Source organism: Clostridium sp. Marseille-P3244, assembly GCF_900120155.1.
Classification (GTDB): Bacteria; Bacillota; Clostridia; order Lachnospirales; family Lachnospiraceae; genus Mediterraneibacter.
Genome location: NZ_LT635549.1, coordinates 1 through 25773 on the forward strand (window position 1 = coordinate 1; position 25773 = coordinate 25773).

At 43.4% G+C, this 25773-nt stretch carries 32 protein-coding genes, 1 tRNA gene and 1 pseudogene; 8 read left to right on the top strand and 26 right to left on the bottom strand.

The window, feature by feature from the left end; all coding sequences use genetic code 11:
- Window positions 1-210 precede the first annotated feature (210 nt).
- A pseudogene (locus BQ7367_RS14965) lies at window positions 211-432 on the top strand (UPF0236 family transposase-like protein); the annotation flags it as partial.
- Complete coding sequence (locus BQ7367_RS01740; RefSeq protein ID WP_072523921.1) at window positions 362-1558, top strand: ISLre2 family transposase; 1197 nt, start codon at window positions 362-364, stop codon at window positions 1556-1558. The pseudogene BQ7367_RS14965 and the gene BQ7367_RS01740, both read left to right, overlap by 71 nt.
- Before the next feature lie 241 nt (window positions 1559-1799).
- Here the strand turns inward: BQ7367_RS01740 and BQ7367_RS14860 are convergent, their stop codons facing one another.
- From BQ7367_RS14860 to BQ7367_RS01755, 5 genes are all read right to left on the bottom strand, one after another.
- A complete protein-coding gene (locus BQ7367_RS14860) occupies window positions 1800-1925 on the bottom strand; it encodes a hypothetical protein (protein ID WP_268874759.1) in 126 nt (41 codons plus the stop codon).
- A 579-nt stretch (window positions 1926-2504) separates the two neighbouring features.
- Window positions 2505-3395: a sigma-70 family RNA polymerase sigma factor gene (locus tag BQ7367_RS01745; RefSeq protein WP_159431608.1), complete on the bottom strand. Its 891-nt coding sequence runs from the start codon at window positions 3393-3395 to the stop codon at window positions 2505-2507.
- Window positions 3396-3523: 128 nt separating this feature from the next.
- On the bottom strand, window positions 3524-3685 hold the full coding sequence (locus tag BQ7367_RS14400) for a hypothetical protein (protein ID WP_159431609.1): 162 nt from the start codon (window positions 3683-3685) through the stop codon (window positions 3524-3526).
- A complete protein-coding gene (locus BQ7367_RS01750) occupies window positions 3682-3924 on the bottom strand; it encodes a hypothetical protein (RefSeq protein WP_072523923.1) in 243 nt (80 codons plus the stop codon). The genes BQ7367_RS14400 and BQ7367_RS01750 overlap by 4 nt, the downstream gene beginning before the upstream one ends.
- Window positions 3925-4233: 309 nt before the next feature.
- Window positions 4234-4554, bottom strand: a complete 321-nt coding sequence (locus tag BQ7367_RS01755) for a hypothetical protein (RefSeq protein ID WP_072523924.1) — start codon at window positions 4552-4554, stop codon at window positions 4234-4236.
- 312 nt (window positions 4555-4866) lie between these two features.
- Between BQ7367_RS01755 and BQ7367_RS01760 the strand changes: the two genes are divergently transcribed.
- Window positions 4867-5082 (top strand): hypothetical protein, encoded by a 216-nt coding sequence (locus BQ7367_RS01760; RefSeq protein WP_072523925.1) that lies wholly within the window; start codon window positions 4867-4869, stop codon window positions 5080-5082.
- Between the two features lie 308 nt (window positions 5083-5390).
- Window positions 5391-5876, top strand: a complete 486-nt coding sequence (locus BQ7367_RS01765; protein ID WP_072523926.1) for a hypothetical protein — start codon at window positions 5391-5393, stop codon at window positions 5874-5876.
- A gap of 160 nt (window positions 5877-6036) precedes the next feature.
- Here BQ7367_RS01765 and BQ7367_RS01770 read toward each other — a convergent pair whose 3' ends face one another.
- The 12 genes from BQ7367_RS01770 to BQ7367_RS01820 all read right to left on the bottom strand — a co-directional run bounded on the left by BQ7367_RS01770 (window position 6037) and on the right by BQ7367_RS01820 (window position 12424).
- Window positions 6037-6717 (bottom strand): recombinase family protein, encoded by a 681-nt coding sequence (locus BQ7367_RS01770; RefSeq protein WP_072523927.1) that lies wholly within the window; start codon window positions 6715-6717, stop codon window positions 6037-6039.
- Window positions 6718-6838: 121 nt separating this feature from the next.
- On the bottom strand, window positions 6839-7195 hold the full coding sequence (locus tag BQ7367_RS01775) for a hypothetical protein (RefSeq protein ID WP_072523928.1): 357 nt from the start codon (window positions 7193-7195) through the stop codon (window positions 6839-6841).
- A gap of 102 nt (window positions 7196-7297) precedes the next feature.
- Window positions 7298-7582, bottom strand: a complete 285-nt coding sequence (locus BQ7367_RS01780) for a hypothetical protein (RefSeq protein ID WP_072523929.1) — start codon at window positions 7580-7582, stop codon at window positions 7298-7300.
- Window positions 7583-7728: 146 nt separating this feature from the next.
- A complete protein-coding gene (locus BQ7367_RS14405; protein WP_159431610.1) occupies window positions 7729-7899 on the bottom strand; it encodes a hypothetical protein in 171 nt (56 codons plus the stop codon).
- A gap of 76 nt (window positions 7900-7975) precedes the next feature.
- Window positions 7976-8581 carry a terminase small subunit gene (locus BQ7367_RS01785; RefSeq protein WP_072523930.1) on the bottom strand — a complete coding sequence of 202 codons (606 nt, stop codon included), beginning with the start codon at window positions 8579-8581 and terminating at the stop codon, window positions 7976-7978.
- Between the two features lie 45 nt (window positions 8582-8626).
- Window positions 8627-8863: a hypothetical protein gene (locus BQ7367_RS01790; protein ID WP_072523931.1), complete on the bottom strand. Its 237-nt coding sequence runs from the start codon at window positions 8861-8863 to the stop codon at window positions 8627-8629.
- Window positions 8860-9117 (bottom strand): HNH endonuclease, encoded by a 258-nt coding sequence (locus BQ7367_RS14970; RefSeq protein ID WP_072523932.1) that lies wholly within the window; start codon window positions 9115-9117, stop codon window positions 8860-8862. The genes BQ7367_RS01790 and BQ7367_RS14970 overlap by 4 nt, the downstream gene beginning before the upstream one ends.
- Window positions 9118-9121: 4 nt before the next feature.
- The gene (locus BQ7367_RS01800) at window positions 9122-9349 is read right to left on the bottom strand and encodes a hypothetical protein (RefSeq protein ID WP_072523933.1); all 228 of its coding nucleotides are present in this window, start codon (window positions 9347-9349) and stop codon (window positions 9122-9124) included.
- A gap of 180 nt (window positions 9350-9529) precedes the next feature.
- Complete coding sequence (locus BQ7367_RS01805) at window positions 9530-11842, bottom strand: phage/plasmid primase, P4 family (RefSeq protein ID WP_235837520.1); 2313 nt, start codon at window positions 11840-11842, stop codon at window positions 9530-9532.
- Entirely contained in the window at window positions 11842-12036 is a 195-nt protein-coding gene (locus BQ7367_RS01810) for a hypothetical protein (protein WP_072523934.1), read from the bottom strand. The genes BQ7367_RS01805 and BQ7367_RS01810 overlap by 1 nt, the downstream gene beginning before the upstream one ends.
- The gene (locus BQ7367_RS01815; protein ID WP_072523935.1) at window positions 12029-12238 is read right to left on the bottom strand and encodes a hypothetical protein; all 210 of its coding nucleotides are present in this window, start codon (window positions 12236-12238) and stop codon (window positions 12029-12031) included. Before BQ7367_RS01815 ends, BQ7367_RS01810 begins: the two co-directional genes overlap by 8 nt.
- On the bottom strand, window positions 12239-12424 hold the full coding sequence (locus BQ7367_RS01820) for a hypothetical protein (protein WP_072523936.1): 186 nt from the start codon (window positions 12422-12424) through the stop codon (window positions 12239-12241).
- A 133-nt stretch (window positions 12425-12557) separates the two neighbouring features.
- Here BQ7367_RS01820 and BQ7367_RS01825 point away from each other — a divergent pair, with 133 nt between their 5' ends.
- Window positions 12558-13277, top strand: a complete 720-nt coding sequence (locus BQ7367_RS01825; RefSeq protein WP_072523937.1) for a hypothetical protein — start codon at window positions 12558-12560, stop codon at window positions 13275-13277.
- The gene (locus BQ7367_RS01830) at window positions 13278-14459 is read left to right on the top strand and encodes a tyrosine-type recombinase/integrase (protein WP_072523938.1); all 1182 of its coding nucleotides are present in this window, start codon (window positions 13278-13280) and stop codon (window positions 14457-14459) included.
- A 38-nt stretch (window positions 14460-14497) separates the two neighbouring features.
- Here BQ7367_RS01830 and BQ7367_RS01835 read toward each other — a convergent pair whose 3' ends face one another.
- The 4 genes from BQ7367_RS01835 to BQ7367_RS01850 all read right to left on the bottom strand — a co-directional run bounded on the left by BQ7367_RS01835 (window position 14498) and on the right by BQ7367_RS01850 (window position 17016).
- On the bottom strand, window positions 14498-14920 hold the full coding sequence (locus BQ7367_RS01835) for a hypothetical protein (RefSeq protein WP_072523939.1): 423 nt from the start codon (window positions 14918-14920) through the stop codon (window positions 14498-14500).
- Window positions 14921-15128: 208 nt separating this feature from the next.
- Complete coding sequence (rpsI, locus tag BQ7367_RS01840; protein ID WP_072523940.1) at window positions 15129-15521, bottom strand: 30S ribosomal protein S9; 393 nt, start codon at window positions 15519-15521, stop codon at window positions 15129-15131.
- Window positions 15522-15547: 26 nt separating this feature from the next.
- Complete coding sequence (rplM, locus tag BQ7367_RS01845) at window positions 15548-15976, bottom strand: 50S ribosomal protein L13 (protein WP_072523941.1); 429 nt, start codon at window positions 15974-15976, stop codon at window positions 15548-15550.
- A gap of 155 nt (window positions 15977-16131) precedes the next feature.
- Window positions 16132-17016, bottom strand: coding sequence for a hypothetical protein (locus tag BQ7367_RS01850; RefSeq protein ID WP_072523942.1), 885 nt, complete (start codon window positions 17014-17016; stop codon window positions 16132-16134).
- A gap of 281 nt (window positions 17017-17297) precedes the next feature.
- Between BQ7367_RS01850 and BQ7367_RS01855 the strand changes: the two genes are divergently transcribed.
- Window positions 17298-18626 (top strand): alpha-amylase family glycosyl hydrolase, encoded by a 1329-nt coding sequence (locus tag BQ7367_RS01855; RefSeq protein WP_072523943.1) that lies wholly within the window; start codon window positions 17298-17300, stop codon window positions 18624-18626.
- A gap of 54 nt (window positions 18627-18680) precedes the next feature.
- Here the strand turns inward: BQ7367_RS01855 and BQ7367_RS01860 are convergent, their stop codons facing one another.
- From BQ7367_RS01860 to fba, 4 genes are all read right to left on the bottom strand, one after another.
- Complete coding sequence (locus tag BQ7367_RS01860; RefSeq protein WP_442855330.1) at window positions 18681-19223, bottom strand: prolyl-tRNA synthetase associated domain-containing protein; 543 nt, start codon at window positions 19221-19223, stop codon at window positions 18681-18683.
- Between the two features lie 42 nt (window positions 19224-19265).
- Window positions 19266-20969, bottom strand: a complete 1704-nt coding sequence (locus BQ7367_RS01865; protein ID WP_072523944.1) for an ABC-ATPase domain-containing protein — start codon at window positions 20967-20969, stop codon at window positions 19266-19268.
- 342 nt (window positions 20970-21311) lie between these two features.
- A complete protein-coding gene (locus tag BQ7367_RS01870) occupies window positions 21312-23426 on the bottom strand; it encodes a glutamine synthetase III family protein (protein ID WP_072523945.1) in 2115 nt (704 codons plus the stop codon).
- Window positions 23427-23608: 182 nt separating this feature from the next.
- Entirely contained in the window at window positions 23609-24472 is an 864-nt protein-coding gene (fba, locus tag BQ7367_RS01875) for a class II fructose-1,6-bisphosphate aldolase (RefSeq protein WP_072523946.1), read from the bottom strand.
- 223 nt (window positions 24473-24695) lie between these two features.
- Here fba and BQ7367_RS01880 point away from each other — a divergent pair.
- Window positions 24696-24767: transfer RNA gene (locus BQ7367_RS01880), tRNA-Glu, on the top strand.
- 62 nt (window positions 24768-24829) lie between these two features.
- On the opposite strand, the gene BQ7367_RS01885 is transcribed toward BQ7367_RS01880, so the two are convergent.
- Window positions 24830-25756, bottom strand: coding sequence for a diacylglycerol/lipid kinase family protein (locus BQ7367_RS01885; RefSeq protein WP_072523947.1), 927 nt, complete (start codon window positions 25754-25756; stop codon window positions 24830-24832).
- Window positions 25757-25773: the final 17 nt, after the last annotated feature.

Genomic DNA, 25773 nt, shown 5'->3' on the forward strand with positions numbered 1-25773 from the left:
AGCGGTCCGTTTCCCATGCCCAGAAATCAAGTATTTTTCGATGAGTTTAGCTAATTATAACAGAAAACAGGAGATTTTGCTTAAAAATCCCCTGTAAAATCTGCAAAAAATAAAGTATGGTGGAATTTACCTCTTCACTGGAATTTAAAATTTCAATTTAGCGCTCAGGAGGAGTTTTTAGAACATTTAGACCGGTTCTCAACCTTTGAGGAGACTGTGAACGGACTGACAGACCAGGTTGCAGCAGATTTTATAGGACTGACTTTGACAGCTGCGGATACATTGATCCGAGAAAGCGGGAAACGTAAAGCCAGTTATACTGTACAGAGAAGCAGAAACCGAACCCTGATCTCAGGAGTAGGTGATATTACATTCACCCATACTCTATATAAGGATTCGGGGGGGGGGGAAGATACGGTGTCTGCTGGATGAACTGCTCCATCTTCCAAACAGGGAACGGTTTACCCCTGTAGCCGAAGCAAAAGTACTGAGCGAGGCAGAAGTACATTCTTATCAGCACGCAGCAAACTCCGTTCAGACAAAAGGACAAACGATTACTAAAACAACTGTGATGAACAAGGTGCATGCGATCGAAAAAGAGATCCCCCAGATGGAAGAGCTCCCCGTAGAAAAGAAAGTCTGTGAGTACCTCTACATCGAAGCAGATGAAGATCATATCCATCGGCAAAAAGACGGAAAAGAACAGGGATGTTTCATGGGGAAACTGGTCTATCTTTTTGAAGGGAAAGAAGAGGTCTGTAAAAACAGGCGGAAACTGATCTCACCTTTCTATTTTGGAGGGCTTTATACAGGGACAGATCAGAATGCAGCACTATGGGAAGAGGTAGATGCCTATATCCGACAGCACTACGACTATGATGTTTTAAAATGCGTTTACATCAACAGTGACGGTGCGGGCTGGATCCGGGCGGCAGCGAATTATGTTGGGAAAAGCAAGCTGGTGGCAGACCGGTTCCATCTGATGAAATATATCAACCGGGTAGCTCGGTATACTCTGGATGAGGAAACGATTACAAAAGGCCGGTTTTATAAATATATTTATAAAAATAAGCTTCTTGCAGCCCAAAAGCTCCTGACCCGGATAAAAAACCATTGTGAAGGAAGTGATCACGCGGTAGAGGAATGCCGAAAATATCTGTCAGGAAACTGGGAATATATTCAACGTGCGTTTCATGACAAACATGTGCTTGGCTGCAGTGCGGAAGGCCATGTAAGCAGCGTGTACTCGGAACGGATGAGCTCCAGGCCAATGGGATGGAGCGAGACGGGTACGGACAGGATGTGTAAGCTGAGATGTTTTATTCGGAACTATGGCAGGGAAAAAGTAATTGATTTGGTGAATTATCGAAGAGAACGGGAACTGTCAGCAGCCGCAGCAACCGGAACGGATGGGATTATTGAGGAATCCCAACGGAAACAATATACAGCAAAGCAGAAAGAGGTTCAGCGATACGCGGAGGCACTGCATGTAACTCTTTCCGGGAGTTCTACTGTACGAAAGATCCTTGCAATCAGAGAACAGATAGGGAATATCTGAACTTGAAAAAACGAACTGCGGGTTGTATGATTGAGAAAATAACTCTATGATCATTTTTCTCTAGGGATAGTCTTTTTCATTTCAACTGACAATTCGTTTACTTCATCCTATTTTAAGTTCAATTTGACAATCCTTACTATCTTTGCTAATATAATTATAGAAATAGGCACTACCGATAAGCGGTTAGTCCAAATTCATATTAGTTACGAAAAGTAACCGCAATCCTTTGGTCGAGGGGCGGTTACTTTTTCGTATGATTGATATATGCTATTAAGATCGTAACGACAATACCAAGTATCATCAAAACGATGGAGAGCATTTCATAATCACTCATAAGTTCGCCCTCCTTTCCCAGATTTCCCTTCACAGAGATTTCTATGTAATCAGAGGGTTCAGTCCCTCTGTCGAAGGACTAACCGCCTACCGTTCTCTGGCAGTGCCTAATTGCATTTTATCAGAACAAACATTCGATATCAAGCAAAATATCTGCTATTCCTTGATAACTGACTGCAATGAATGTTATTGTGTCGCTTCTCGTTTCTTTTCTTCTATGCGCTCATGAATTTTTGTCTGCTCCATGGCATAGATTTTCTGCTCCGTTTTCTTCATCTTCTGCAGAAATTTCATATATTCTTCCATAACTGGGGAAATGTCAGGGGAAATTTCCCACTGCGATAAATCTCCATGGCCTTCGCCTCGCCTGAATAATATATTCTCTGGATTCTTTTTCCCCCCGTTCCACGACATTCCACAATGTTTCCGGAGAAGTGAAAAACCCCGGAAACATAAGGAGTTTCCAGGGTTTGTAAGCATTTCGATATTCTCTTTTGATTATCTCTTGGGTAACCGAGATTAACGTTTGGAGAACTTGCAGCGGCGTATTTAAGCTATTTTCATAGGTTTTGAGTGCTATAGCTGTGTTACACATTTCAATTTTTGTCTATTTTTAAACACTCATAACCTTTATATATTTCTGTTCCAACTCTGCCCGGCGTAGTGCAATATATTCAACTATTGAGTCTCCATGCTCTTTAAATCTGTTAAATCCAGACCGATAAACTGACGCTTCTGCAATCTCACATTTTTCTCTAATCTCCCGTAGCGGTTTACTCATTCTGAGCCGCCGAAGGCCTGCTGCTCGGTGCTGTCTTACTCTCTCCAGACTAATGCCAGACTCTCTGGCAATCTCTGATAATGTCTTTCCCTCTCTATAATACTTTCTGATAACCTGTTCCTGCTGATTATCTGTATAACGCTCTACAATGCCCCATAATTCGCTCTGCTGATACTCTTTGAATATTTTATCAACCGTATCTTCTTCAAGGCTAAAATCATCCGCTACAGTGTCCGCAAGCGATAGTTCTTCATCTGCCTTTATTGGAGCGTCCAGACTGACAATCTCCTGCATATATGTTTTAATCTTCTGTATTTCGGATAGCGGCAGCAGGCTATAATCCGCTATTTCTTCATCTGTTGGCGTATGTCCATATGTCTGTTCAAACTCTTGTACGGTTTTCTTGTAACGTGCTATTTTCTGCCTGTATGCGCTTGATATTCGCAGTATAGAGCCGCTGTTCTCCATGTACCGCTGAATACTCTGCTTAATCCAATACCGAGCATAAGTCATAAACAAAACATTCTCAGAGGATTCATAATGCCGGACTGCCTCCCACAATCCAAAATATGCCTCCTGCAATAAATCTTCCTCCGATTCATAATATGCGTATGGCTTTATGAATTTCTTGATTAAAGGCAGATTGTTCTCATAAAGCACCTGCATATTTTCCGTTACATGATAACCGTTTCTGATCCGCTCAACAAGTTCCTCATTACTCATTGCATTTACATCCACCTTTCCATATAATATAGGTAGATGTATCACAGTGGGAAGTCTTAGCATATGGCAGCAGGACTTCCCTTTTCTCAATTATAGCAGAAAAAGCGGCACAATGGCCGCTCATTCTTTTAATCTGAATAATTCTTATCAAGATATTCCCTAAGATTTTTAGCTTTATTTGACATTCGTTCTGCGTCTGCAAGAAGTGCTTTACACATATCCTCATAAAATTTGATCTGTTCCTCAATCTTTTCTCTTTGCTCCTTGATAATTTCTGTTGCTAAAATCATAATGACATCTCCTTTTCAATATTTTCTTGAATACACATTGCTTTCTGCACATAATCCCAAGCAATGCGGATTTCCGTTAAAATAGAACTCCTATTCTGTGCAAACAACAGATCGTCTGTCATGTCCGTACTTACTTTCTGTAAATCGTAACTTTCTTCCAACGAACTCAACATATGCTCCGCCTTATCGAGGCAATCTTCTAACTCAACAAATTTGCATTCCAATTCCTGTTTAGTCATAATCTAAATCCTTTCTTGATTTCTGACCGGACTGCCTCTATAATTAAGACAATCCGGCTTTTCCTATGTGTTGTCGGGTTACTTAGCCTTTGTTGAAGTGCCAGCTTCTTCAGAGGCTTTTCTCAGTTTCTAATATGGTTTTTACAAAGAAATAGATATTTCTTAGAAACCGTTCGTTTTTCATCTCTTGTATCATTTCAATAATAAGTTTCTTATAGTCCATGTGTACCTCCTATATTTAATTTTACTCCTACCTATAGTTAAACACCACGACAAAAAACCGCCATAAATCCGCCACAAAACCGCCATTTAAAACGTCTGAACCTGTGAACGTCCAAAGAACCGGGCTTTATAAATTGCGCCGTCTCCACGGCTTCCCCAGATCAACGTTACACCAAACAGAGCCTTGCTCCCGTGTGCTACTTCGTAACCTTTTTTCTTCCACTCGCTCCATGTGTTCGTTTCTTCCTCAACGCCTGCTGCCGCTTTTGCGTCCTCTATGCGTTTCTGGTTGATTGTAACGGCTTTAGCTGAAAGCCATGCCCTATGAAGTGCTTCAGCAAATGTGACTTTGCCTTTTCTGAAAAGTTCCCATGCCTTTTTCATTATCTGGCTTAAATTGTACTTCATCTTGTTACCTCCTTATCTGGAACAGCCCCGACAGGTCTTAAAGCTATCTAAGGTTTCTTGACCGTCTCATTATCCCCTTACCCTTGTCCGGTGTTATGTTGGTGTCTCCGGTACGCTTTCGCCACTTCGTTTTCACCCTTCGCTGTTCCGTTTCCTTTATCTTATGGTCTTATTATACTGTATATGGTCGTATCTATCAATAGACATACTTCACAAATATACGACTATATATTTGTTTATCTTGTATATGGTCGTACATCTTATAATATGGTATATTCTAAATAAGAATTTTTATGAAAGAAGGTGTAGATATTGGCAGATAATAAGAAAAGTACATACAGAGGCTTTACTCCTGCTCAGGCAGAAGCGCACAAACGATATATGAAAGATTTTGTAGAGATTAAAGTCCGCATGACCGCTGATAAAAGAAGTCTGGTTCAGAGCCATGCCGCCAAAATGGGCGAGAGTGCAACCGGCTTTATCAATAGGGCGATTGATGAGACTATGGAGCGTGATAATCAAGAGTAACCGTTACAGAATAACCGTACCTGTCGGATTTTGTGTTGTAACGGATATTAAATCCCACAACCATTATAATTAATACCAAAATTTCTCTTGATAATTTGAGCAATTTGACAGTATCTTTTTTTACGTTTTCGTGTATAATATAGGTAAGGAATCAAATGATTTCTGTTTTGAGGCGTTTGTCAAAAGTGCCTGTCTAAAAAAAATTGAAGAAATTGTGTAGGGGTTTGTCGGATGTACCTGTCTAAAAAAAACCGAAGAAATTATAAGGGGCTTAAACAAGTCCCTTATTTTATACATAGGAGTTAAAAATGATTGAACCTCATTGTTGTTTTATTAAAGAACAGTATTTTATTGACAATCCAAATTTAATAAATATGCTTGATCCTGGAAATACAGATAAGCAATCGAAAAGGACTCATTTATGTGTTGAAATAAATATCAACAATAATACTGTATACTTACCATTAAGAAACAATCTTGGTATTCCAGTCCGTAAATTCGGAAAGATTGGCTACCCTGTTCCTTCAAATAAACGTCCGAATGCCGGGCTTGATTATAGATACAGCTTAATAATTAATGATAAAAAATACATAGAATTCCATACCGCACAGAAACTACCAAATTCACAATATAATGTTATAAGTAGGGATTATGATATTATAAAGCAAGAGCTTAACGAATATATCACAAAATATGTAAAAGCAGCCAAAAAGAAGCGCCATACAATAGAGCCACTTTTTAAGCTATCTAGTTTAATTAACTTTCACAAAGAATTAGGAATAAAAGACAAATAATCATATTATTTAAAGGACTTTCCACGAGAGAACAGTCCTTTTTTAAATTTGCGGCAGATTTTGGACGTTACTACCCGTCAGCGTACACCGCCACAAGACCCCTCCCTACCGTCTGATCTGGATAGAGAAAAAGAGCAGTACCGAAGCACCGCCCTAATCATCACATATTCTCTTTAAGCTGTCTCTTGTATTTATAAAAACTATTCCGGGATATTCCTATCAGTTTCATGCAATCCAGATCATTCAAACTTCCGTTGAAATCCTTGGAATGTTTCATAATATCTTGCTTCGCCTGTTTTGCTTTCTTAGTCTCTATTGTGCTGCCCTCAGCTCTACCTACTGGCTTGCCCTCTGCTTTTCTTCGTGCTATCCCCTCACTGACTCGCATATGTAGGTATTCCACCTCTTGAGCCGCTGTATTAAAAGCAATCTCTATTTGCTTCTTAGCCAGTATCATAAGATATTCATTAACACCCTGCAATATACAGTCTACATCAGTGCCAGTTAAGGCTATATGATTATTAAGCGTCTGCCTATATACTTCCGTATCTATATGGCGCTCCTTTAGGAATACAAGGTTAATTCCCCTATTGTACAAATCTAAATAGGTTTCAAAGCCTTCCTGTGCGTTCCTTGCCATTCTTGATACTTCATCAAAGATAACTGTATCTCCGGGTTTCAACGCCTTTACTAATTTATTCCATTTCGGTCTATCCATGCTCGTACCTGTATAGGACTCATCAATAATAACTGCATTAGGATATTCTTTCTTGATATTGGCAATCTGCCTTTCTACTTTCTGCTTCAATGTGCTAACCCTCACATATCCATATACACACATTGGCTTTCCTCCTATTCTGTACCATGTTAGACTATAGTTAATAGTTGTACTACCATAATACCCGAATACAAGAGAAAAGTCAATAATTTTAATACTATTTCAAAAAGGTTTATTTTAATACTTATGATGGTAAACCGTGAGGGAAGAACCATGTTACTTTATCCGGCTTCGGTTCAGTAGGAATAAAATAATCGTCCGGGTTTTCGCCTGCTGCCGTCAGTTCTTCTCTGCATTCCTCTATCCTACTCAATATTTCACCTTTGGACTCGCCTGTGATCTCAGCAACGTCCTCCAAAGAAAAATACTCATGCTCTCCTGTAAAATGCGCCAGACTCATTCTAACGCCATTATAAGCGGCTCTCACACTAAACTCATGTTCTCCTATGCCGCTATTCAGTAAATCAGCCAAAAACTCACGTTCATAACCGTATTTTCCATATTTTTCACATAATGCGTCTAATGCTTTTTGAAATGTCATTTCCGTAAAATCCTCCTGCCTCCAAAGATACCGTTACATATAAAAATACCGTCTGAGGGATTTAGGCGGCTACATGAACCGCCTGCGCCCTCTCATATAGTTCTATGCTGTGACAAACTGCACCTTATCATCTTCCGGGATGAATTTAGCAGGTGTGCGCCCGATATATCCGGCTGAATAGCTTGTTACTTGTCCGTTATTCCTTTGCGGTTTGAGTTGCATATCAATCCAGTCTCCCGGCTCAAAAATATCACTAATAATTGTCAAAGTAGTAGTGTCGCCCCATGGCAGAGGAATAGTGACGGTATTCTCCTGCACCTTTAAAATCTTGCAAGCCACAATATCATTATTATGTCTGTTCATTTCTGTTGTCTGTCTGTTATCCATATTCTTTAATCTCCTTTCAATTCCTGCTATGCTCTATTTCCCACTGTAAAACCTTGTGGTATCGCTCCTGCATGATTTGGTAACGACTCTTTGCAGATTGATTATTAAACCGAATACCAGATAAATAAATCCGTCTGCCTGTACCATCACAGTGTATGTGCCTGTCCTGCGTATCGCCCATGTGAAGCTCCTTTCTCGGCAGCAGACAGCAGATTATAAATATCCGGGTATCTGTCATAAAGTTCTGTCCGCTCTTCCAAATTCATGTGATGAAACTGTTCAAAAGTAATCTGCCCGGCTTTCTCTCTGGTAGACATATCAATCTTTACTCTGTCAAATCTCTGTGATCCTGCGTCTGAAACATATCCTCGTGCTAACGTTCTTCATATCCCCCTATTCGTCTGGTAACTGTTCAATAAGTTCTGAAATGCTTTCTCTCTGCACCTGTTCCGCAATCTGATGTATTTCTTCCTGTGATAATGCTATCTGATCTGATGTAGTAGTAGTCTCTGCCTGTAGCTTAAATTCGGAAACATTCCGATAATCGCCATTATTGACTTGATCGAAGATAGCGTAAACTGTCGGTATCTGCTGATGAAATGCCAATTCTTTTTTAACCGACATGATTGCATTTTTAATCTGGTCTATCTGTTCTTTCCAGTCCTCGCCCCTGTTGCGTTCATAAAGGCTTAATGTGTTTCTAGTAATCCCAAGAAAAACCGTTAAACCCTCAATATCTGGAACTATCTTCTTACAGTCTGGTCTTTGGTTCTGCTCCTGTATGTATTCCAGATACCCAATGCAATTATTTCTAAAGCGTTCAAGTCCTTCTGAAGATTCCTCATAGGCAGCAGGCCGCCCCCTTAGCCGTTTTATTGCCACATCTATAATAGGTGCTATATTGTCTGGTTCTCCTGCCTCTGCCACATCATACCTTTTGTATGAGTCAAGGTATCTGCCGCCTCTCTCGTCATGTTTCTGTGTTGTTTTTCCTGCCATAATGTCTCTCCTTTTTATGTGTAATATTTTCTGCATGAAACTTGCTTATCCATGCTTTTTAGGCATATCTTTATAAATCCGCTCCAGTTCATCAAGAATACAAAGTACCAGACTCTTTGCAAATTCTCCCTCTGGTACGCTCTCATATTTCTTATACAGTGCGCTTGCCCCGTCAACTACCTGCTGCCAGTATTCATCATCTTCTCTGACCTCTGCAAACTTCCTATGAAAATTCACAATATCTGCGTACAATGTCCAATAAGCTGTTTCTTTAAAATTCATGCTGTGCGCCTCCTGTTGTAATATGCGTGTATCTTCATATGACAAGAAGGACATAAACTCACAAGATCATCATAAACATTTTCCTGCCCTAGAGGTTTTTTATAATTCGCGTGATGACACTGTAGTCCATTCTTACACTTCGACTCCGGGCGTCCGCACATAGCACAACAATGATTATCAATCTCCAACCGCTCCGCTTTTTTCTTCTCCCATTCTGGACTTCTGATATATCGTCTATATTCTTCTGACTGCATTATCTCACTCCTCAAAACATCTCAACAGATAATCTACAACTTCATCAATACAATCCCTGCAATAGACATCACAATTCGCTTTCAGTACCGAACAATCAACCAATAATTCCTGTCTCAATTTATCTACCGATTCTCCTGCTCTGACCCGTGCAATCAACGGTCTATATCGCTCATAAAGTGCAACTGCCTCCGCTGGTGCTGACTTGACATCTGCCAAAGAAATAACTCCCATAATTTATGATCTCCTTTCTGAAAATCCGTTACCATGAAAAGATACGTTCTAATCTAAAAAGTCTGGAAACCCTTGATTTTACTGGCTTTGTGCAATTTGTGTAATTAATATGTAAAGGTTGAAAAACTAACTCTATAGACACTTTACATTCTATTTGCACAAACTGCACATTTACCAATTTTAGTCAAATGGCAAAGGCTCATTTTCATCAACCGACATGAACTCTTCATTTGCTAAAACATACCCTCTGACAATATTTCGAACGGTTTTTCCATTAACGGTTCCGCTTGCTCCGAATAATCCTCTTGTCTTAAGCTCAATATAGAAATTATTCCGTCCATCAACTCCTAATCCAGAATCAGAACACCACTTCGAGTATGTTTCATAAACATCTTTTGCGGATGTATTTTTATCTGACTTCACCAGACACTCTGAAATGAACCGTCCTATTTTATCTGAATCAGCCTCATATTCATCTGTAGAATCTCTAACGGCAGTGGGCGGCTCAAGACCTTCCTTGCGATACAGATACAAGCCCCTAATCATCCAGTTTAATATTCCATTGGCTTCTTTACGCAACTCATCTTTCAGCTTTTTGTTCTGCTCATGCTCTCCAAAATGTTTATTAAATGAAACAACTCGAATACGTCCAGATTTAAAAACTGTCTGATCTGTAATTGTCGGCAGATAATTTGTGTTGATAAGCAACTTGAATTTAGGTGTAAAACAAAATTCATTTTGATGTAAAAATCGTGCCGTTACCCTATCTCTGCCCGTCAACGTTTTTACGAGAGACGTATCAAATATCATCTTCTTCGGCGGCTCACTTGCAATTACAAGCCTCGTTCCTGCCAATTTTGCGATGTCCGGCGAAGCTGTCCTCGAGTCCTTGTTTGCTTTGACCGCTAATGTCTCTGGTGAAATAGTCGCACCATAATCATTAAGGATGGAGAGAACGGTTTCGCATATTGTTGACTTGCCATTTCGGGTTGATGCTCCGTAAAAGAAATACAGTTCCTCTTCCGCTGTAATCCCTGTCAAACACAATCCGAGGATTTTCTGCAAATATCTGATTTTTTCTTCATTGCCTTCCATAATTTCATTGATGGTTTTCTCCCACAGCTTACAAGTTGCTTGTGGATCGTAACTTGCATTACAACATTTTGATAAAAGCAAATCGGCATTATGCTCTAACACCTTCGGCATGTCTCCCGATAGATCAAGAACACAATTCTTAAGATTTAGAAGTAAATCATCCTTGTCGAGTTCCGTATTTTCAAAGAAGTTAAGGTCTTTAGCATCATTGACCATTGTGTTTCTATCTCTATAGTTCATCAGCCGCGACGCATATTTCAGATAATTCTCTCTATCTAATTCGGACACGTTTACTGCATATGACAGAATGGCGTCCGCAAGTTTTTTTGCATTTCGCTTAGCTTTCATTCCTTCGGTGTCTGCAATCCACTTGATACCGTTGTAATACATCCAGTCTTTTTGTGTTGGATTATATCGGCTCACATTCTTAAAAACTGTAGAGAACAATTCTGCTGACCCCTTATCATTAGTTGCAAATCTCTTAGCCGCATCCAGTTTGACAAGCTGATTGACAAGCGGTGTACCTTTAGGTACGGAGCTACTTCTAACAGTTGTGCCTGTGGGTACGGTTATATCTGTAACGGCTGTATTTTCAGCTATGAGCTTTTGTAAATCCTCTTTGGAATGATTGCTCATATAATCTGTAATATCGCCTTTTTCTGGCACCTCTGGCGGTATAATGACTCTTGCCCGTCCGACTGTATTTATCAGTCCGGCAATCCTGTTAGCGTCCGCACGCCCCGGATTATCATTGTCTCCAAACACAATCACGTTAGCACCTTTTAAATAAGGTAGTATTGCCTGCTTGAATGTTCGCACAGCTCCACAAGTAAAAGCGATATATCCATACTTCCATAAAGTAAGAGTGTCTTTCTCGCCCTCTGCATAACAGATCAGCGTTCCTTGCTTGATTGCCTGCTGAAGCTGTTTAATGCGACCGTTACAAAAAACCGATAGAGATGTATCTATTCCATCCAACCCGTCAATCCACGTATTATTTTCATCATAATGGCCTTGCGGAAATTGTTTCTTACCCTCTCGATCTAGAATCTTGTATTTTGTATGAGTTTGTTCTCCTGTGTTAATGTTGTATAGGTCATATCGTGCCTGAGAATATTTTTCGAGCCAATATTGTTTTTTAGATACTCGCTTCGCTGTTTGTTGTGGTGATTGATAATCTGTCCACAATCCGGCATCCTTCTTGCACCTATGATATATACTTCCGCATACATGGCAATAATGAAGAACCTTTTCATTTTCTAATGTAAGAAATGCGCTTTCCGCTTTATCGTCATGATATAGGCAACAATATCGAATACCATTTTTATAAGGAATAACCTTTTTACTTCTTGAGCGAATATATCTTTCTGTGTCTCGGTATTCTTCCTGCGGAGTCATTATTCATTCCACCGCCCTTCAAGCAAGCCTCTGATATATTCAGTCTCATCATTTAACTTCTGCATTTGCCTTTCGGCATAACTGTAGAAATCTGGATCGTAACTGAAATCTCTCTGCATGGCTTCATATTCTCTGTAACGGCGCATGAGGGTTTTCTGCTCCTGTTCAAGTTTTTTTCTTTCTGCTTCAGTCATCATTCCCCTCCCACAAAAAGCCCGTCTCTTGATAAAATTTCAATGGACTGATTAGATAGCTGTAGTTCCTGCTGCCCGGACGCTTATAAGCTAATCCCCAACTCACCAAATTATTCTGAAGAAGAACTCTCACGGTTTGAGAATCTACTTGCAAAGCCTTCGCCGCCACCGCTACAGGCATATTTGCCTTTTTGAACTCCATCTACTCACCTGCCTCTGCTGCCAGTTCATCAATAATTTTTCTGATTTCCTGCTTCTTATCACAAGGAAGTTCATGTCTCAGAACTCTAGAGAACGCCGTCTCATGTGCATATCCCAATTTCTCTGATACTTGCCAAAGATTAACTCTTTTATTTTTTGCGTACTTCCTAATATCTTGATTTTTCAATTAAATACTCCTTTCTCACCTGCAATAACAATAAATTCTTTGACAAAGCTCCGTCTTAGTGCTATGATTATAGCAACAATAAAGGAGAATTAAAATTCTCAAATATTTCTCATTTTGGAGGATTTTGTGATTTATGAGAAAATTATTTCCCACTATTTCAAAAGATTTTGGCGTGCGATTAAAGGCACTTATGTACTTCAACAATATAACTACCAGCATGGAGCTCGCTGTTAAGCTATGCGGATACGAACAAAAGCCAAAAACTGGAACAAGTGAATATGAAATATGCCGTACCAAAGAACGAACTATTAAAAACCATTTAAAGCTCGGAAATCTTACAAATTTGAATAGCAGTGAAAGTTTAACAACGATATATATTGCCGAATATTGTCATTATTTTCATTGCTCAGCAGACTATTTGCTAGGCTATATCGACTACCCCACACATTCTTATACAGATATAGGAGAAGAAACCGGATTATCGGTTTCTGCAATAAACTCCATAAAACAAATTAATAATTCATGGGATCCTATTGAAAGCGAAGTTTTTGATTTTATATTAAAGGACAGCAACGTATTTTCAGACTTTTTAAAATGGATTTCAATATATATTGATAATACATATACTACTCCCATTACCAGGAACCCACAAACAGGATCTTTTGAACAATGTGGCTATTCTGTTGATGGGAAAAATGCAATCTCATTTGGACAAGAAATAATAGACAATAAAGGAAATCCCGGATATAAACAAATTGGCATAGGAGTAGATATTCTTGAATCCCATGCAATGTTAAAGATTCAAGAAATACTTATGAATTGGAAAAATGAGAAAAAGAAGGACGGTGATTAAATGGCACTCATAAAATGCCCCGAATGTGGATGGGATAAAGTATCTGATTTAGCGGATAAATGTCCTCAGTGCGGCTATCCCTTACAAAATACCGTTACCACACAAAAGCCCCGTTCTAAACGACACAAACGCCCGTCCAGAGCCGCCAACGGTGCAGGAAGTATCTACAATACCGGCAGACCACACAAGCCATTCCGGGCAGTTGCAACACTCGGTTTTGAACTTGATCCCGTCACACACAAATCAAAGCAGATCAGAAAAACTGTAGGATATTATGAGACTCGTGAAGCGGCTGTTGTGGCTCTCGCTCGATTTAAGGTAAATCCTCTTGCGCTCCCAGAGACAACTACAGTCAGAGAAGTTTATGAGCGTTGGTCTGCAAAGCATTTTGAAGGCAAAAAAGACGGCACAATCAAGAAATACAGAGCCGCCTTTAATCTTCTTGTTCCGATATGGGAGAAACCCTTTGCTAATGTACTTTTGGATGAATGGCAGAGCATAGCAGATAATTCAGAGAAGAACGCTCCCACCCTCAAAGATTATAAAATTCTTGTCGGCCAGCTTTACAAATTCGCTATCATGCACGATATTGTGACGGCATCACAGGATAAATCAAAATATATTGACCTGTCGAACTTCGGCAATCCAAACGCCAGAAAACGGAAACGCTTTACTTCTGAAGAAATAGAAACTCTGTGGACGCTCAAAGACTCAGATATTTATTATACGGTTATTCTCATGCTGATTTATACGGGTGTCCGCATATCAGAATTTCTTGAACTAAAAAAAGAGAATGTAAATCTCACAGAACGGTGGTTTGATGTAACGGCTTCTAAAACCTCCGCTGGAGTCCGTAAAGTTCCGATTGCAGACAAGGTATATCCGTTCTTTGAATATTGGTATCATCTGAATGACTGTGAATATCTGTTATCTACGCCGGACGGAGCAGGCTTCAAATACAGAAATTATTATGATGGTTATTGGACACCTCTCATGAGTGCCGCCCAGATGGATCACACGCCGCATGATACCCGTCATACCTGCATTTCATTGTTGACAGAGGCCGCAGTTGATGAACGTCTTATTCAGCAAATCGTAGGGCATAAAGGTGCAAACGTCACACGGTCTGTCTACACTCATGTAGATATTGCCAACCTGTTAGGAGCAATCAATAAAATATGACCGTTGCAAAGAAAAAGAGTCGGTTTGTTCCGGCTCTTTCATCGTTTATGTGACTTCACTATAATTCTTCTAAGTTCTGCTGTCTTATCGCACTGGATCAGCCTGCTGCCCGTCACATCATTTATATATCCTTTTTTCAGTTCTATTGTATAGTGCTTATTCATTCCGTTTATGGTATCAACGTGCATTCTCTGGATCATATCCCGGTATTTTTGTGCCACCTGCCATTTATCAAGCAATGCCTGCTGTTCCTCTGTAAATTCCGGGTTCAGTTTCTCCCCCAGTCTGCTTTTGCCGGACACCAGATCATCACACACAAGGGCATACAGATATTCATTAACGGACATCTTCAATTCACTGGCCGCCTGCTTTATCCTATCCTTCTCGCCTTTTGGTATAGTAAAGTTGATACGGTCATAATTTTCTTTAATGTGCTGATTTTTATATTCTGTGCGGTTCATACAATCACTTCCTTACCCATATCATACCATGCCCAAAAGTCTTGCGCAAGACACTAATTCACATGATTTTATTTTTGGGTGCTATTGGGTGCTATAGACCACTTTTCTACACAATTTTCAGCCATTTAAGAACATTCTTGATATAAAGAAAACCCTTGAAAATACTGGACTTTCAAGGGTTTTGCTAATTTCTTTAATTGTCGATAAATTATCGTTTGGAGAACTGCGGAGCTCTTCTCGCTGCTTTGAGTCCGTATTTTTTACGTTCTTTCATTCTCGGGTCACGAGTCAGGAATCCTGCGCTCTTGAGCACCGGTCTGTAGTCAGCATCTGCCTCTACAAGCGCCCTCGCGATACCGTGACGGATGGCTCCGGCCTGTCCCGTATATCCGCCGCCTTTTACATTTACAAGTACGTCAAATCTGTCAAGTGTGCCCGTAGCCACCAGCGGCTGGCGGACAACAACTTTCAGCGTCTCCAGTCCAAGGTACTCGTCAATGTCTCTCTTATTGATCGTAATCTTGCCCGTTCCCGGTACAAGGTATACTCTTGCAACTGATTTTTTTCTTCTTCCTGTTCCGTAATATTTTGCGTTAGCCACTGTTATATCCTCCTTTCAACCTCTGCCTAAAATGTCAGAACTTCCGGCTTCTGAGCCTGGTGCGCATGCTCTGGTCCGGCATAAACATGAAGCTTCTTGATCATGTCTCTTCCCATAGGTCCTTTCGGGAGCATTCCTTTAACAGCCAGCTCGACCACCTTCTCCGGCTTCTTTGCCATCATTTCGGCAAGTGTGGTCTCTCTCATGCCTCCGACATACTCGGAGTGATTGTAGTAGATCTTCTGCTGAAGTTTCTTTCCTGTTACTTTTACTTTCTCTGCGTTCACGATAATAACGTAATCGCCTGTATCAATGTGAGGTGTATACTCCGGCTTGTTCTTGCCTCTGAGCACTTTGGCTACCTCGGATGCAAGGCGGCCCAGTGTACAGCCGTCAGCGTCCACCACATACCATTTTCTCTCAATCTTGTCAGGGTTAGCCATATAAGTTTTCATGGGTGTTCCTCCTAATAAAAATCATCAGATAACATTGCCTTGTGTATATGAAATCAGTACACTCCGGGGCTTATGGCGTATACTGTTTCTCCTTTAGTCATGCCATGATATTATAGTACCTGAGCCCGCCCGTGTCAAGATTTTTTTAACGTTTCTCACTTTTTACGTCTTCTAATCATTATAATGAGTACAACAAGAATAAGGATCAGCGCCGCCGTGGCCGCTGTGATCCCGGCCCACAGCCCGATCTGAGAATCATCCCCTGTCTTGGGACTCATAAAGGATGTTCCAGTCCCCGTCTGCACTGCCGCCGGAGGATTTGTTTTTTCCAGTTCCAGTTTTTCAACCTTTTCTGTTGGGTCCAGGGATTCCGGAAGCTCCGGCTCTACTTTCTTCTCCATCAAAGCAAATATCCCCATATGATCTGTGGAAAACACTGCCATCATGCTCCCTGAGGGGTCAGTCTCCGTCCGGTATGGCAGCTCAGTCCGCTGTGGTACAGAGCCTTCCATACTGATCTCGCTGATCACAAGCCGGGACAAATCATAGTCGGCAGGAACCGTAAGAGAGACATCCACTCCCTCCTCCGGCTGCACAGGCTGCCCTGTTGAGCCGTCTGTAAACCCGGTCACCAAGTAGATCTGAAACCGTTCTGAAGACAGTGCCAGAAAACTGCTCAGCTGTTCAAATAATTCTCCCTGGCTGACGGGTATGACACTGGCGATAATCTCCACAGACTGTCCGTCTCCGTCTTCCGGTGTATCCAGATCGTCTTCTGGCGTGTCCGAGTTCTCCCCGCCGGTATCCGATCCGTCCACAATCTGGGCCTGAGGCAGGGTTTTTATTTCTTCCACCCCGCTGTCTCCTGTCGGTGTTTCCGGAAGCGTTTCTGTTTCTGTACCTTCCTGTGTGTCTGCTTCCTCTGCCTTTACACTTCCCATGCCACAGGGGAAAAGAGTCAGCACAAACACAGCCAGCAGCGCGGCTGCTGTCATTCTCCCAGTCCTGATCCTGTACCGTCTGAATTTTTGTCTGTACAAAGTAGATCCCTCCGATCACAGTGTTCCTGCCAGGGACAGGAGACATCCATTTCTTTAATTTTAGTATACAATTCCCGGATAACAGTGTCAATTCAGAGTCCTCCATTTCCTGCTCCTCATCTTCATTTTCTGTCCCACGCTTCTTTTTCTCCCCGGATTGTGTTATACTGTCAGACAACGGCATCTCTTACGGGCGGTTTGAGAACGCGCCTGTGAAAGGGCCAGGATCTGCCGAAGCGGATCCCAGAATATTACCAGAATATTAAAGGAAGGAACTTGACATGTGGGCTTACAATGAAACTTTTTATCAGATATATCCGATCGGATTCTGCGGAGCGCCGACCCAGAATGACGGAGTCACGGAGCACCGGATCTTGAAGATCGGAGAATGGGCAGGTTATCTGCAGGAACTGGGCGTGGGGTCGATCCTTTTAAACCCGGTATTCGAGTCAGACAATCATGGATACGACACAAGAGATTTCAGGAAGATCGACTGCCGGCTTGGGACCAATGATGATTTCAGGACTGTATGCCGGCAGCTGCACGATCACGATGTCAAAATTGTACTGGACGGTGTCTTTAACCATGTCGGAAGAGGATTCTGGGCATTTAGAGACGTACAGGAGAAGAAATGGGATTCTCCCTACAAGGACTGGTTCCATATCAATTTCGACGGTAACAGCAGTTATAATGACGGGTTCTGGTACGAGGGATGGGAGGGCCATTTTGAGCTTGTCAAACTGAACCTTCAAAATCCGGCGGTAGTGGATCATCTTCTAAGCTGTGTCAGAATGTGGATGGAAGAATTCGGCATCGACGGCCTGAGACTGGACGTAGCCTACTGTCTCGACCACAATTTTATGCGCAGGCTTCGTTCCTTCTGCCAGGAACTAAATCCTGATTTTGTACTGATCGGAGAAGTGCTTTTCGGAGACTATAACCTGATCGTAAATGATGAGATGCTCCACAGCTGTACGAACTACGAGTGCTATAAAGGCATCTACTCCAGCTTCAACAGTATGAACATGTTTGAGATTGCTCATTCGTTGAACCGTCAGTACGGTCCGGAACAGTGGTGCATTTACCGGGGCAAACATCTCATGTCCTTTGTGGATAATCATGACGTGACAAGATTGGCTTCTATACTGACCAATAAAGAGCATATTCCGCTTGCCTACGGCCTTCTTTTCGGCATGCCCGGCATCCCCTGCATTTATTACGGAAGCGAATGGGGAGAAGAAGGACAGAAAGCCCCTGACAATGATTATGCGCTTCGGCCCTGTTTTATAGAACCAAAGCCCAATGAGCTGACGGAATTTATCCGGGATCTGATCTCTGTCCGTCGGGAAAGTGACGCACTGTGCAACGGTTCCTATCGGAATATTGTTATCACCAATCACCAGCTGGTATTCGAACGCAAGACGGATAAAGAACGGATCCTGGTGGCGGTCAACGCAGGAGATTCAGCATTTACCGCAGGCAGCCACGAACTCCAGGGCAGTTTTATCCCTCTTCTTTCTTCAGACACATCTGACGGGCCAGACACTGTGGAACTTCAGGGAACCCTTATTATGCCGCCCTACAGTGTACAGTATCTGAAAATGATATAAGAACAGGTTATAGAAAACGGAAAATACGGCGGCCAGGCCGCCGTATTCTATATTCTACAGTTCCACCATCTTCGGCTCATGTTCCATGGCCGGTATGACCTTCTCCATCAGATCTTTCGTCCGGAATCTGAGGCTGGATGTGTTGATGCAGGGATGACATGCAAAAAACTCGCCTTCCAGTACATCCTTATCGATCAGAAGCTGTACCTTTTTCTCCCTGTCATTCATCAGACCCATCACGCTCACTGATCCCGGTGTAATGTCCAGATATTTTTCCATATATTCCGGCTTAGCGAAAGACAGCCGGGAAGATCCAATCTGTGCTGAAAGATCTTTTGTCTTAAATGGCTTGTCCCCCGGAAGGAGAAGAAGGTAAAAATCTGTTTCCTGGCGGTTGCAGAGAAAAAGATTCTTGCAGATCTCCACACCCTCCCCCAAAGTCCTGTCAATCTCCTCACAGGCATCCATGGTCATGGCAGCCTCGTGATCGATCCTCTGATAGGCCACGTTCAGCGAATCCAGAAGATCGTATACCCGAATCTCTTTTTCCAGTCTCCCCGAGACATCTTCCGGTCTTCCTTCCACTAATTTCAGCATATTTTTGTCTCCTTTTATACGTTGTTGTTATGGATGTCTTTTTCAGATCTTCAGTCCCCGGTAACGGTTAAAGCAGGCAAAGATCTCCTGTCTTCTGGGCATTGCCATGCAGGATACGCCGGACGCATTCTCACAGAGAGCGGCCAGAGATCCTTTCTGCATCACTCTTTCCAGTTCATCCACGACCTGCCGCAGATCCTTTCTTCCATCCAGAATATGCCGCTGAGCGTACCTCATACAGTATCCCAGCGCCGTCACCTGCTCACTGTCGGTGATCTGTTCCACATAGCGCAGGTCGATAGTCTCTTTATTGATCATCACAGCTTCCCTGCCCATAGTCTTCATCTTGATCCGGTCATTCCCTTTAAATGCCGCGCCCGGCCTGGGGCATCTTTTAAAGTCCGGCTGCACCGCCGGTTCCTCCGGCACGCTGATCATTGGGAAACTGTCTGCCTCCTTCTTGGCGTACGCCGTGATGTCTTTGGGAACATAGCGGTCCATCTGGATAATGCTGTCCGCGATGTGGAAATAAGCTCCGGAGCTCCCGGCCACAATCACCGTGGAAATGCCATACTCTTCATACAGCTCCCGAATGCGTTCGATAAAAGGAGTAATGGGTTCCATATTTCTGTGGATGACCCTCTGCATCAATTCATCCCGGATCATGAAGTTAGTGGCACTGGTATCCTCATCGATCAAAAGCAGGGATGTCCCTGCCTCGATACTCTCGATCACGTTGGCCGCCTGGGAGGTGCTTCCGCTGGCATCTTCCGTACAAAACCCTACGGTATCCTTCCCATTAGGCAGATCATTAATAAACATAGAGATATCCGTCTTCTGAATGCTGCGTCCATCTTCGGCCCGTATTTTCATGGCCGTGTTATCTGTGATCACATATTCCCGGCCATCCCCCGCGATATGATCGTAAACCCCCAGTTCCAGCGCTTTCAGCAGCGTAGATTTTCCATGATACCCTCCGCCTACGATAAGCGTGATTCCTTTTCGTATCCCCATTCCTGTGATCTTTCCTCTATGGGGAAGGTCCATCTCCACTGTAAGCTCTTTTGGAGATTGAAACTTTACGCCGCCCCGCATGGGTCTGGGAGAAATGCCGGACTCTCTGGGCAGAATGCTTCCATCCGCCACAAAGGCACACAGTCCCATTTCGGGAAGCTTTTCTCTGATATAATGCTGGTCTTCCGCCAGATCAATGATCGAACGGAGACGTTTCGCATCCATATTTTTATAGAAAAGGGATCCTTTCACACACTCCGGGACAAATTCAAACAGGATCTTCTCCAGTTCCCGGGCGTTGATGGTCCGCCCATTGGCGGGAAAGCCGATCTCCATCCGCAGGATGACATCTCCGGTCCGCCCATCGAGAGTGCAGGCCGTCCTTTCCAGCACTTCCTGTCCGCAGCGGCTCACTGAGATGAGACCGCTCTTTCCCGAGCCTTTTGCCTTGAAGGCAAACTGTTCTGCTTTTCTTCCAAACTGTCTTGTCAGCTCGTCCTGGAGCGCGATACGCTGATGATCTTCCTTATACAATTCCTGAGGAAATCCCGCTGTCTTTCCGCTTACCCGTACACTGACCTTGGACGGCGCCGCGAACGGATCTCCCTGTACATGATCGATAGACAGCACGTAGCCTGGAAACTGATACATTCCTTTTGTATCTTTATAGGCGGGATAGCCGCGATGGTCGATCCTGTTTAACAGGCTTCTTAAATCTGTTGACGACTGCATATGAAAACTCCTCCTTATCCCATACGAAAAAGGCCACGGCGCAGTGTTAACGATCTGCCGCCTTCCGGCCTACGTCTTTTACTTTATTCTATAAAACAGAATTCGTCAATACGGTCGTCTGGATAATATTTCATCATACCGCGCCGAGCTCTTACGCCATATTTGCAATGTTATATATTGCAAAATATAATCTTAATATTGCATTTATATCATTTTCAACTTTCCAACTTCACCATATTGAATATTCGTCATATCAGGAAGTTTAAAAAAGACAGGCGAAATTTCTTTCCGCCTGTCTTTACATGACTCTATAACATCAGCCTTTGTTATTGTCACCTGTTTCTACACTTCAAAGATCAGATCCCCGTAAGACGGCATCGGCCATGCCTCTTTGTCGACTACCATCTCCAGCTGGTCAACCGGATCCCGGAGCGCGTCCATAGCCGGATGAACTTCGTGATAATATCTCTGAGCTTTGTCCGGCCCATCGGGCAGTTCCGACACTTCTTCTGTCACCTTCTCTAATTCCATCAGTGCGGATCTTGCTTCCTTTAAAAGTACGGTAATCTCAGAAAGAGTCTCCGACTGTACACTGGCATCCGCTCCTGCCTCTTTCACTGCGTTGACTGTGTCTGCCAGTGTCTTTGTATATTTGATGATGGCCGGCAGGATCTGCTTTCTGGCCATATCGATCATCGTACGCGCCTCAATGTTGATCGCCTTGGAGTAGTTTTCATAGCTGATCTCCGCGCGGGACTCCAGCTCTGCTCTTGTAAACACTCCGAATTTTTCAAAAAGGGCTACCGCTTTGTCCGATACGATCGCCGGGATCGCGTCTACCATAGAACGGATATTGGGCAGGCCTCGTCTCTCGGCCTCGTCTACCCATTCCTGTGAATATCCGTCGCCATTGAAAATAATTCTCTGATTCTCAGTGGCATATTCTTTAATAAGATCATGTACTGCTTTCTGGAAATCATCTGCTTTTTCCAGAACTTCGCATGCCTCGGAAAAGGCCTCCGCCATGATCGTATTAAGTACAGTATTTACCGACGCGACTGAATCTCTTGATCCCAGCATACGGAACTCAAACTTATTTCCTGTAAAGGCAAACGGAGAGGTACGGTTTCTGTCAGTCGCGTCTCTCGTAAATTCAGGCAGGGTACGTACACTTGTCTCCAGCTTTCCGCCCTTCAGACTGTGAGTAGCCTCCCCTGTGCTGATCAACTGCTCGATCACATCTTCCAGCTGCTCGCCAAGGAATACAGAAATAATAGCCGGTGGAGCCTCGTTGGCTCCCAGTCTGTGATCATTTCCAGGATCTGCCGCGGCTTCCCTCAGAATATCTGCATGACGGTTCACTGCTTTTAGAATACAGGTAAGCACTAGCAGGAACTGGATGTTCTCATGAGGTGTCTTTCCCGGATCCAGCATGTTGATCCCGTCGTCCGTAGTCAATGACCAGTTATTGTGCTTTCCTGATCCGTTCACTCCTTTAAACGGTTTCTCGTGAAGCAGACATTTCATTCCATGCTGGCATGCCACTCTCTTCAACGTCTGCATAATGATCTGGTTGTGGTCCACCGCAATATTTGCCTCGGCATAGATCGGAGCAAGTTCGTGCTGAGCCGGCGCCACCTCATTGTGCTGAGTCTTGGCTGTGACTCCCACCTTCCACAACTCCTCATTTACATCTTTCATAAAGGAAGCAATCCGCTGACGGATGGTCCCGAAATAGTGGTCATCCATCTCCTGCCCTTTCGGCGGCATGGCTCCAAACAGTGTACGGCCTGTGTAGATCAGATCCTTTCTCTGCAGGAACTTCTCGGCGTCCACCAGAAAATACTCCTGTTCCGCCCCTACTGAAGGGGTTACCTTTTTCGAAGTCGTATTCCCGAACAGTCTCAGCAGCCGGATTGCCTGTGTATTAACCGCTTCCATGGAACGCAGCAGCGGTGTCTTCTGGTCAAGCGCTTCTCCCGTATAGGAACAGAATGCCGTCGGGATACAGAGCGTAGCCCCCGCCGCGTCCTGTCTGACAAATGCCGGTGATGTGCAGTCCCACATCGTATACCCTCTCGCCTCAAATGTGGCTCTTAATCCGCCTGACGGGAAGGAAGACGCATCCGGTTCTCCCTTGATCAGTTCTTTCCCCGAAAAACTCATCAGCACCTTGCCGCTTGGCTGGGGAGCAGATATAAAAGAATCATGCTTTTCTGCAGTAACACCTGTCAGCGGGAGGAACCAGTGGGTGTAGTGAGTCGCGCCTTTTTCAATTGCCCATTCTTTCATCTCATGCGCGATAACGTCGGCTGTCTCCAGATCAAGTTCCCTTCCCTCTTCGATCGTCTGCTTCAGATTTTTATATACCTTCTTCGGAAGACGCTCCTGCATTACAGTATCGTTAAATACATTTTCTCCGAAAATGTCTGCTACGTTTATCTTTTCTGTGCTCATAACATACCCTTCCTTCCTGCCTTTTTACTGTATGGTTCACCCAGGTGTATAGATATGAAAAAAGGGCACTCCACCTGTGATGGAACGCCCTCGTTCATTTCTATGCCAGTCAGTATACCTCACCTTTTTAAAAAAGGCAAGAGTTTTTTTAATAAATTTTATTCAGGCCTCCTGAAAATATTTCAGGCTTTTCCCACAGAACCGAATAATTCCATTTTCTCTTTCACTTTTGCCATAATAGCTTCCGTACCCGGTTTCAGAAGTTTACGGGGATCAAATCCCTTGCCCTGTCTGTCCTTTCCGGCCTCAATGTACTCGCGGGTCGCCTCTGCGAATACGATCTGGCACTCTGTGTTCACATTGATCTTAGCCACGCCAAGATCGATCGCTTTCTTGATCATGTCGTCCGGAATTCCGGTGCCTCCGTGAAGTACAAGAGGCATATCGCCTGTTTTCTGCTGGATCGCGTCCAGAGTCTCGAAGCTTAAGCCTTCCCAGTTGTCCGGATATACACCGTGGATATTACCGATACCTGCTGCCAGGAAATCGATTCCCAGATCAGCGATTCTCTTGCATTCCTCGGGATCCGCGCACTCGCCTCTTCCGATAACACCGTCTTCCTCTCCGCCGATGGAACCCACCTCTGCCTCAAGAGACATGTTATGATCATGAGCGATCTTGACAAGTTCTTTTGTCTTTTCCACATTCTCATCGATCGGATAATGGGATCCGTCAAACATGATGGAGGAGAATCCCGCCTCCACACACTTCAGGCATCCGTCGTAGCTGCCGTGATCCAGGTGAAGCGCTACCGGAACAGTGATGTTCATCTCTTCGAGCATCCCGTTTACCATACCCACTACTGTCTTGTATCCTGTCATATATTTCCCGGCGCCTTCAGATACTCCGAGGATGACCGGAGAATTACACTCCTGAGCCGTCTGAAGAATCGCCTTTGTCCACTCAAGGTTGTTGATATTAAACTGTCCCACTGCATAGTGTCCTGCTTTTGCTTTCTGAAGCATTTCTGTTGCTGATACTAACATATTATTTCCCTCCAATTCTGATGTGTCCGCCGGATGGCATAGGATGTCCGGCGGATGATCCAATCTTTTTTTATTATAGCTTATCCAGGGGAAAAAGACAATCTCAAATCAGGCACTGAGACAGGAAATGATGAAAAAAAGGAAAAAACAAAAAAATGCTTGCATGTTAAGAACGTATGTGATATAGTAATATTCGCTGTGAGGCTCCTTACAGATATAATATGGCTCCGTGGTCAAGCGGTCAAGACGCTAGCCTCTCACGCTGGAATCAGGGGTTCGATTCCCCTCGGAGTCACTGAAAAATCCCGGAAGCTCTTGTATCTCAAGGCTTGCCGGGATTCTTTTTACTTTTTCATCTTAGGATCTGTCCCCGGCCACAGACAGGCTGGCAGCCACTTCCTGCCTTACCATGATCTGAAGGGCCTGTTTCTTATCTCTGATCAGGACTTCTCTGTGGGCGCCGCCAAACTCACCATCCCGTGTCCATGGAATTTCTTCCTCACATTCAAACTTTACCTCCCCGGATTTAAAAGAGTACATCCGTTCCGGGTTGATCTGCCGCATTACGATCGCTCCAAGCAGTTCATTCAGCTCAATCGGATTTCTGGGAGTTTTGATCAACGTAACTTCAAATACCCCGTCATCAAACACGATCTCCGGCCCTATGATCCCTTTAAACCCGCCGACAGATCTGGAATTTGTCACCATCCCAAAAATAAACTCATCCTCTATTATTTCGCCGTCATGGCAGACTTTCATTCTATATGAAGGAATATTAAAGATCCGTTTCGCTCCTTCCAAAAGATACGCCATATGTCCCAGGATATTCTTCATACTCTGCTTTGTCTCGTAAGATACATCCGTAAACAGACCAAACGCCGCGATATAAATAAAATAGTCTTCATTGAACATTCCCACATCACACGGGAAGGGGACTCCGTTAACAGCGACCGACGCGGCTTCCACGATCTCTTTCGGAATACCAAGACTTGCGGCAAAATCATTAGTCGTTCCGGCCGGTATATATCCCAGAGGTGTATCCTCACCTCGGAGCTGCAGTCCCGTGACAACTTCATCCAGTGTACCGTCCCCCCCGCTGCAGACGATCAGATCATATTCTCTGGAACAGGTCCTCGCTTTTTCGACAGCATCGTGATACTTCTGTGTCGGATAAACCGTGACTTCATATCCGCCTTTCACAAAAATATCCAGAACATCGGAAATCTTTGGCTTCAGGGTCCCTGTTCCGGCATTGGGATTATAGATAAAAAGCATCTTTTTCATAGTTTAATACATCTCCC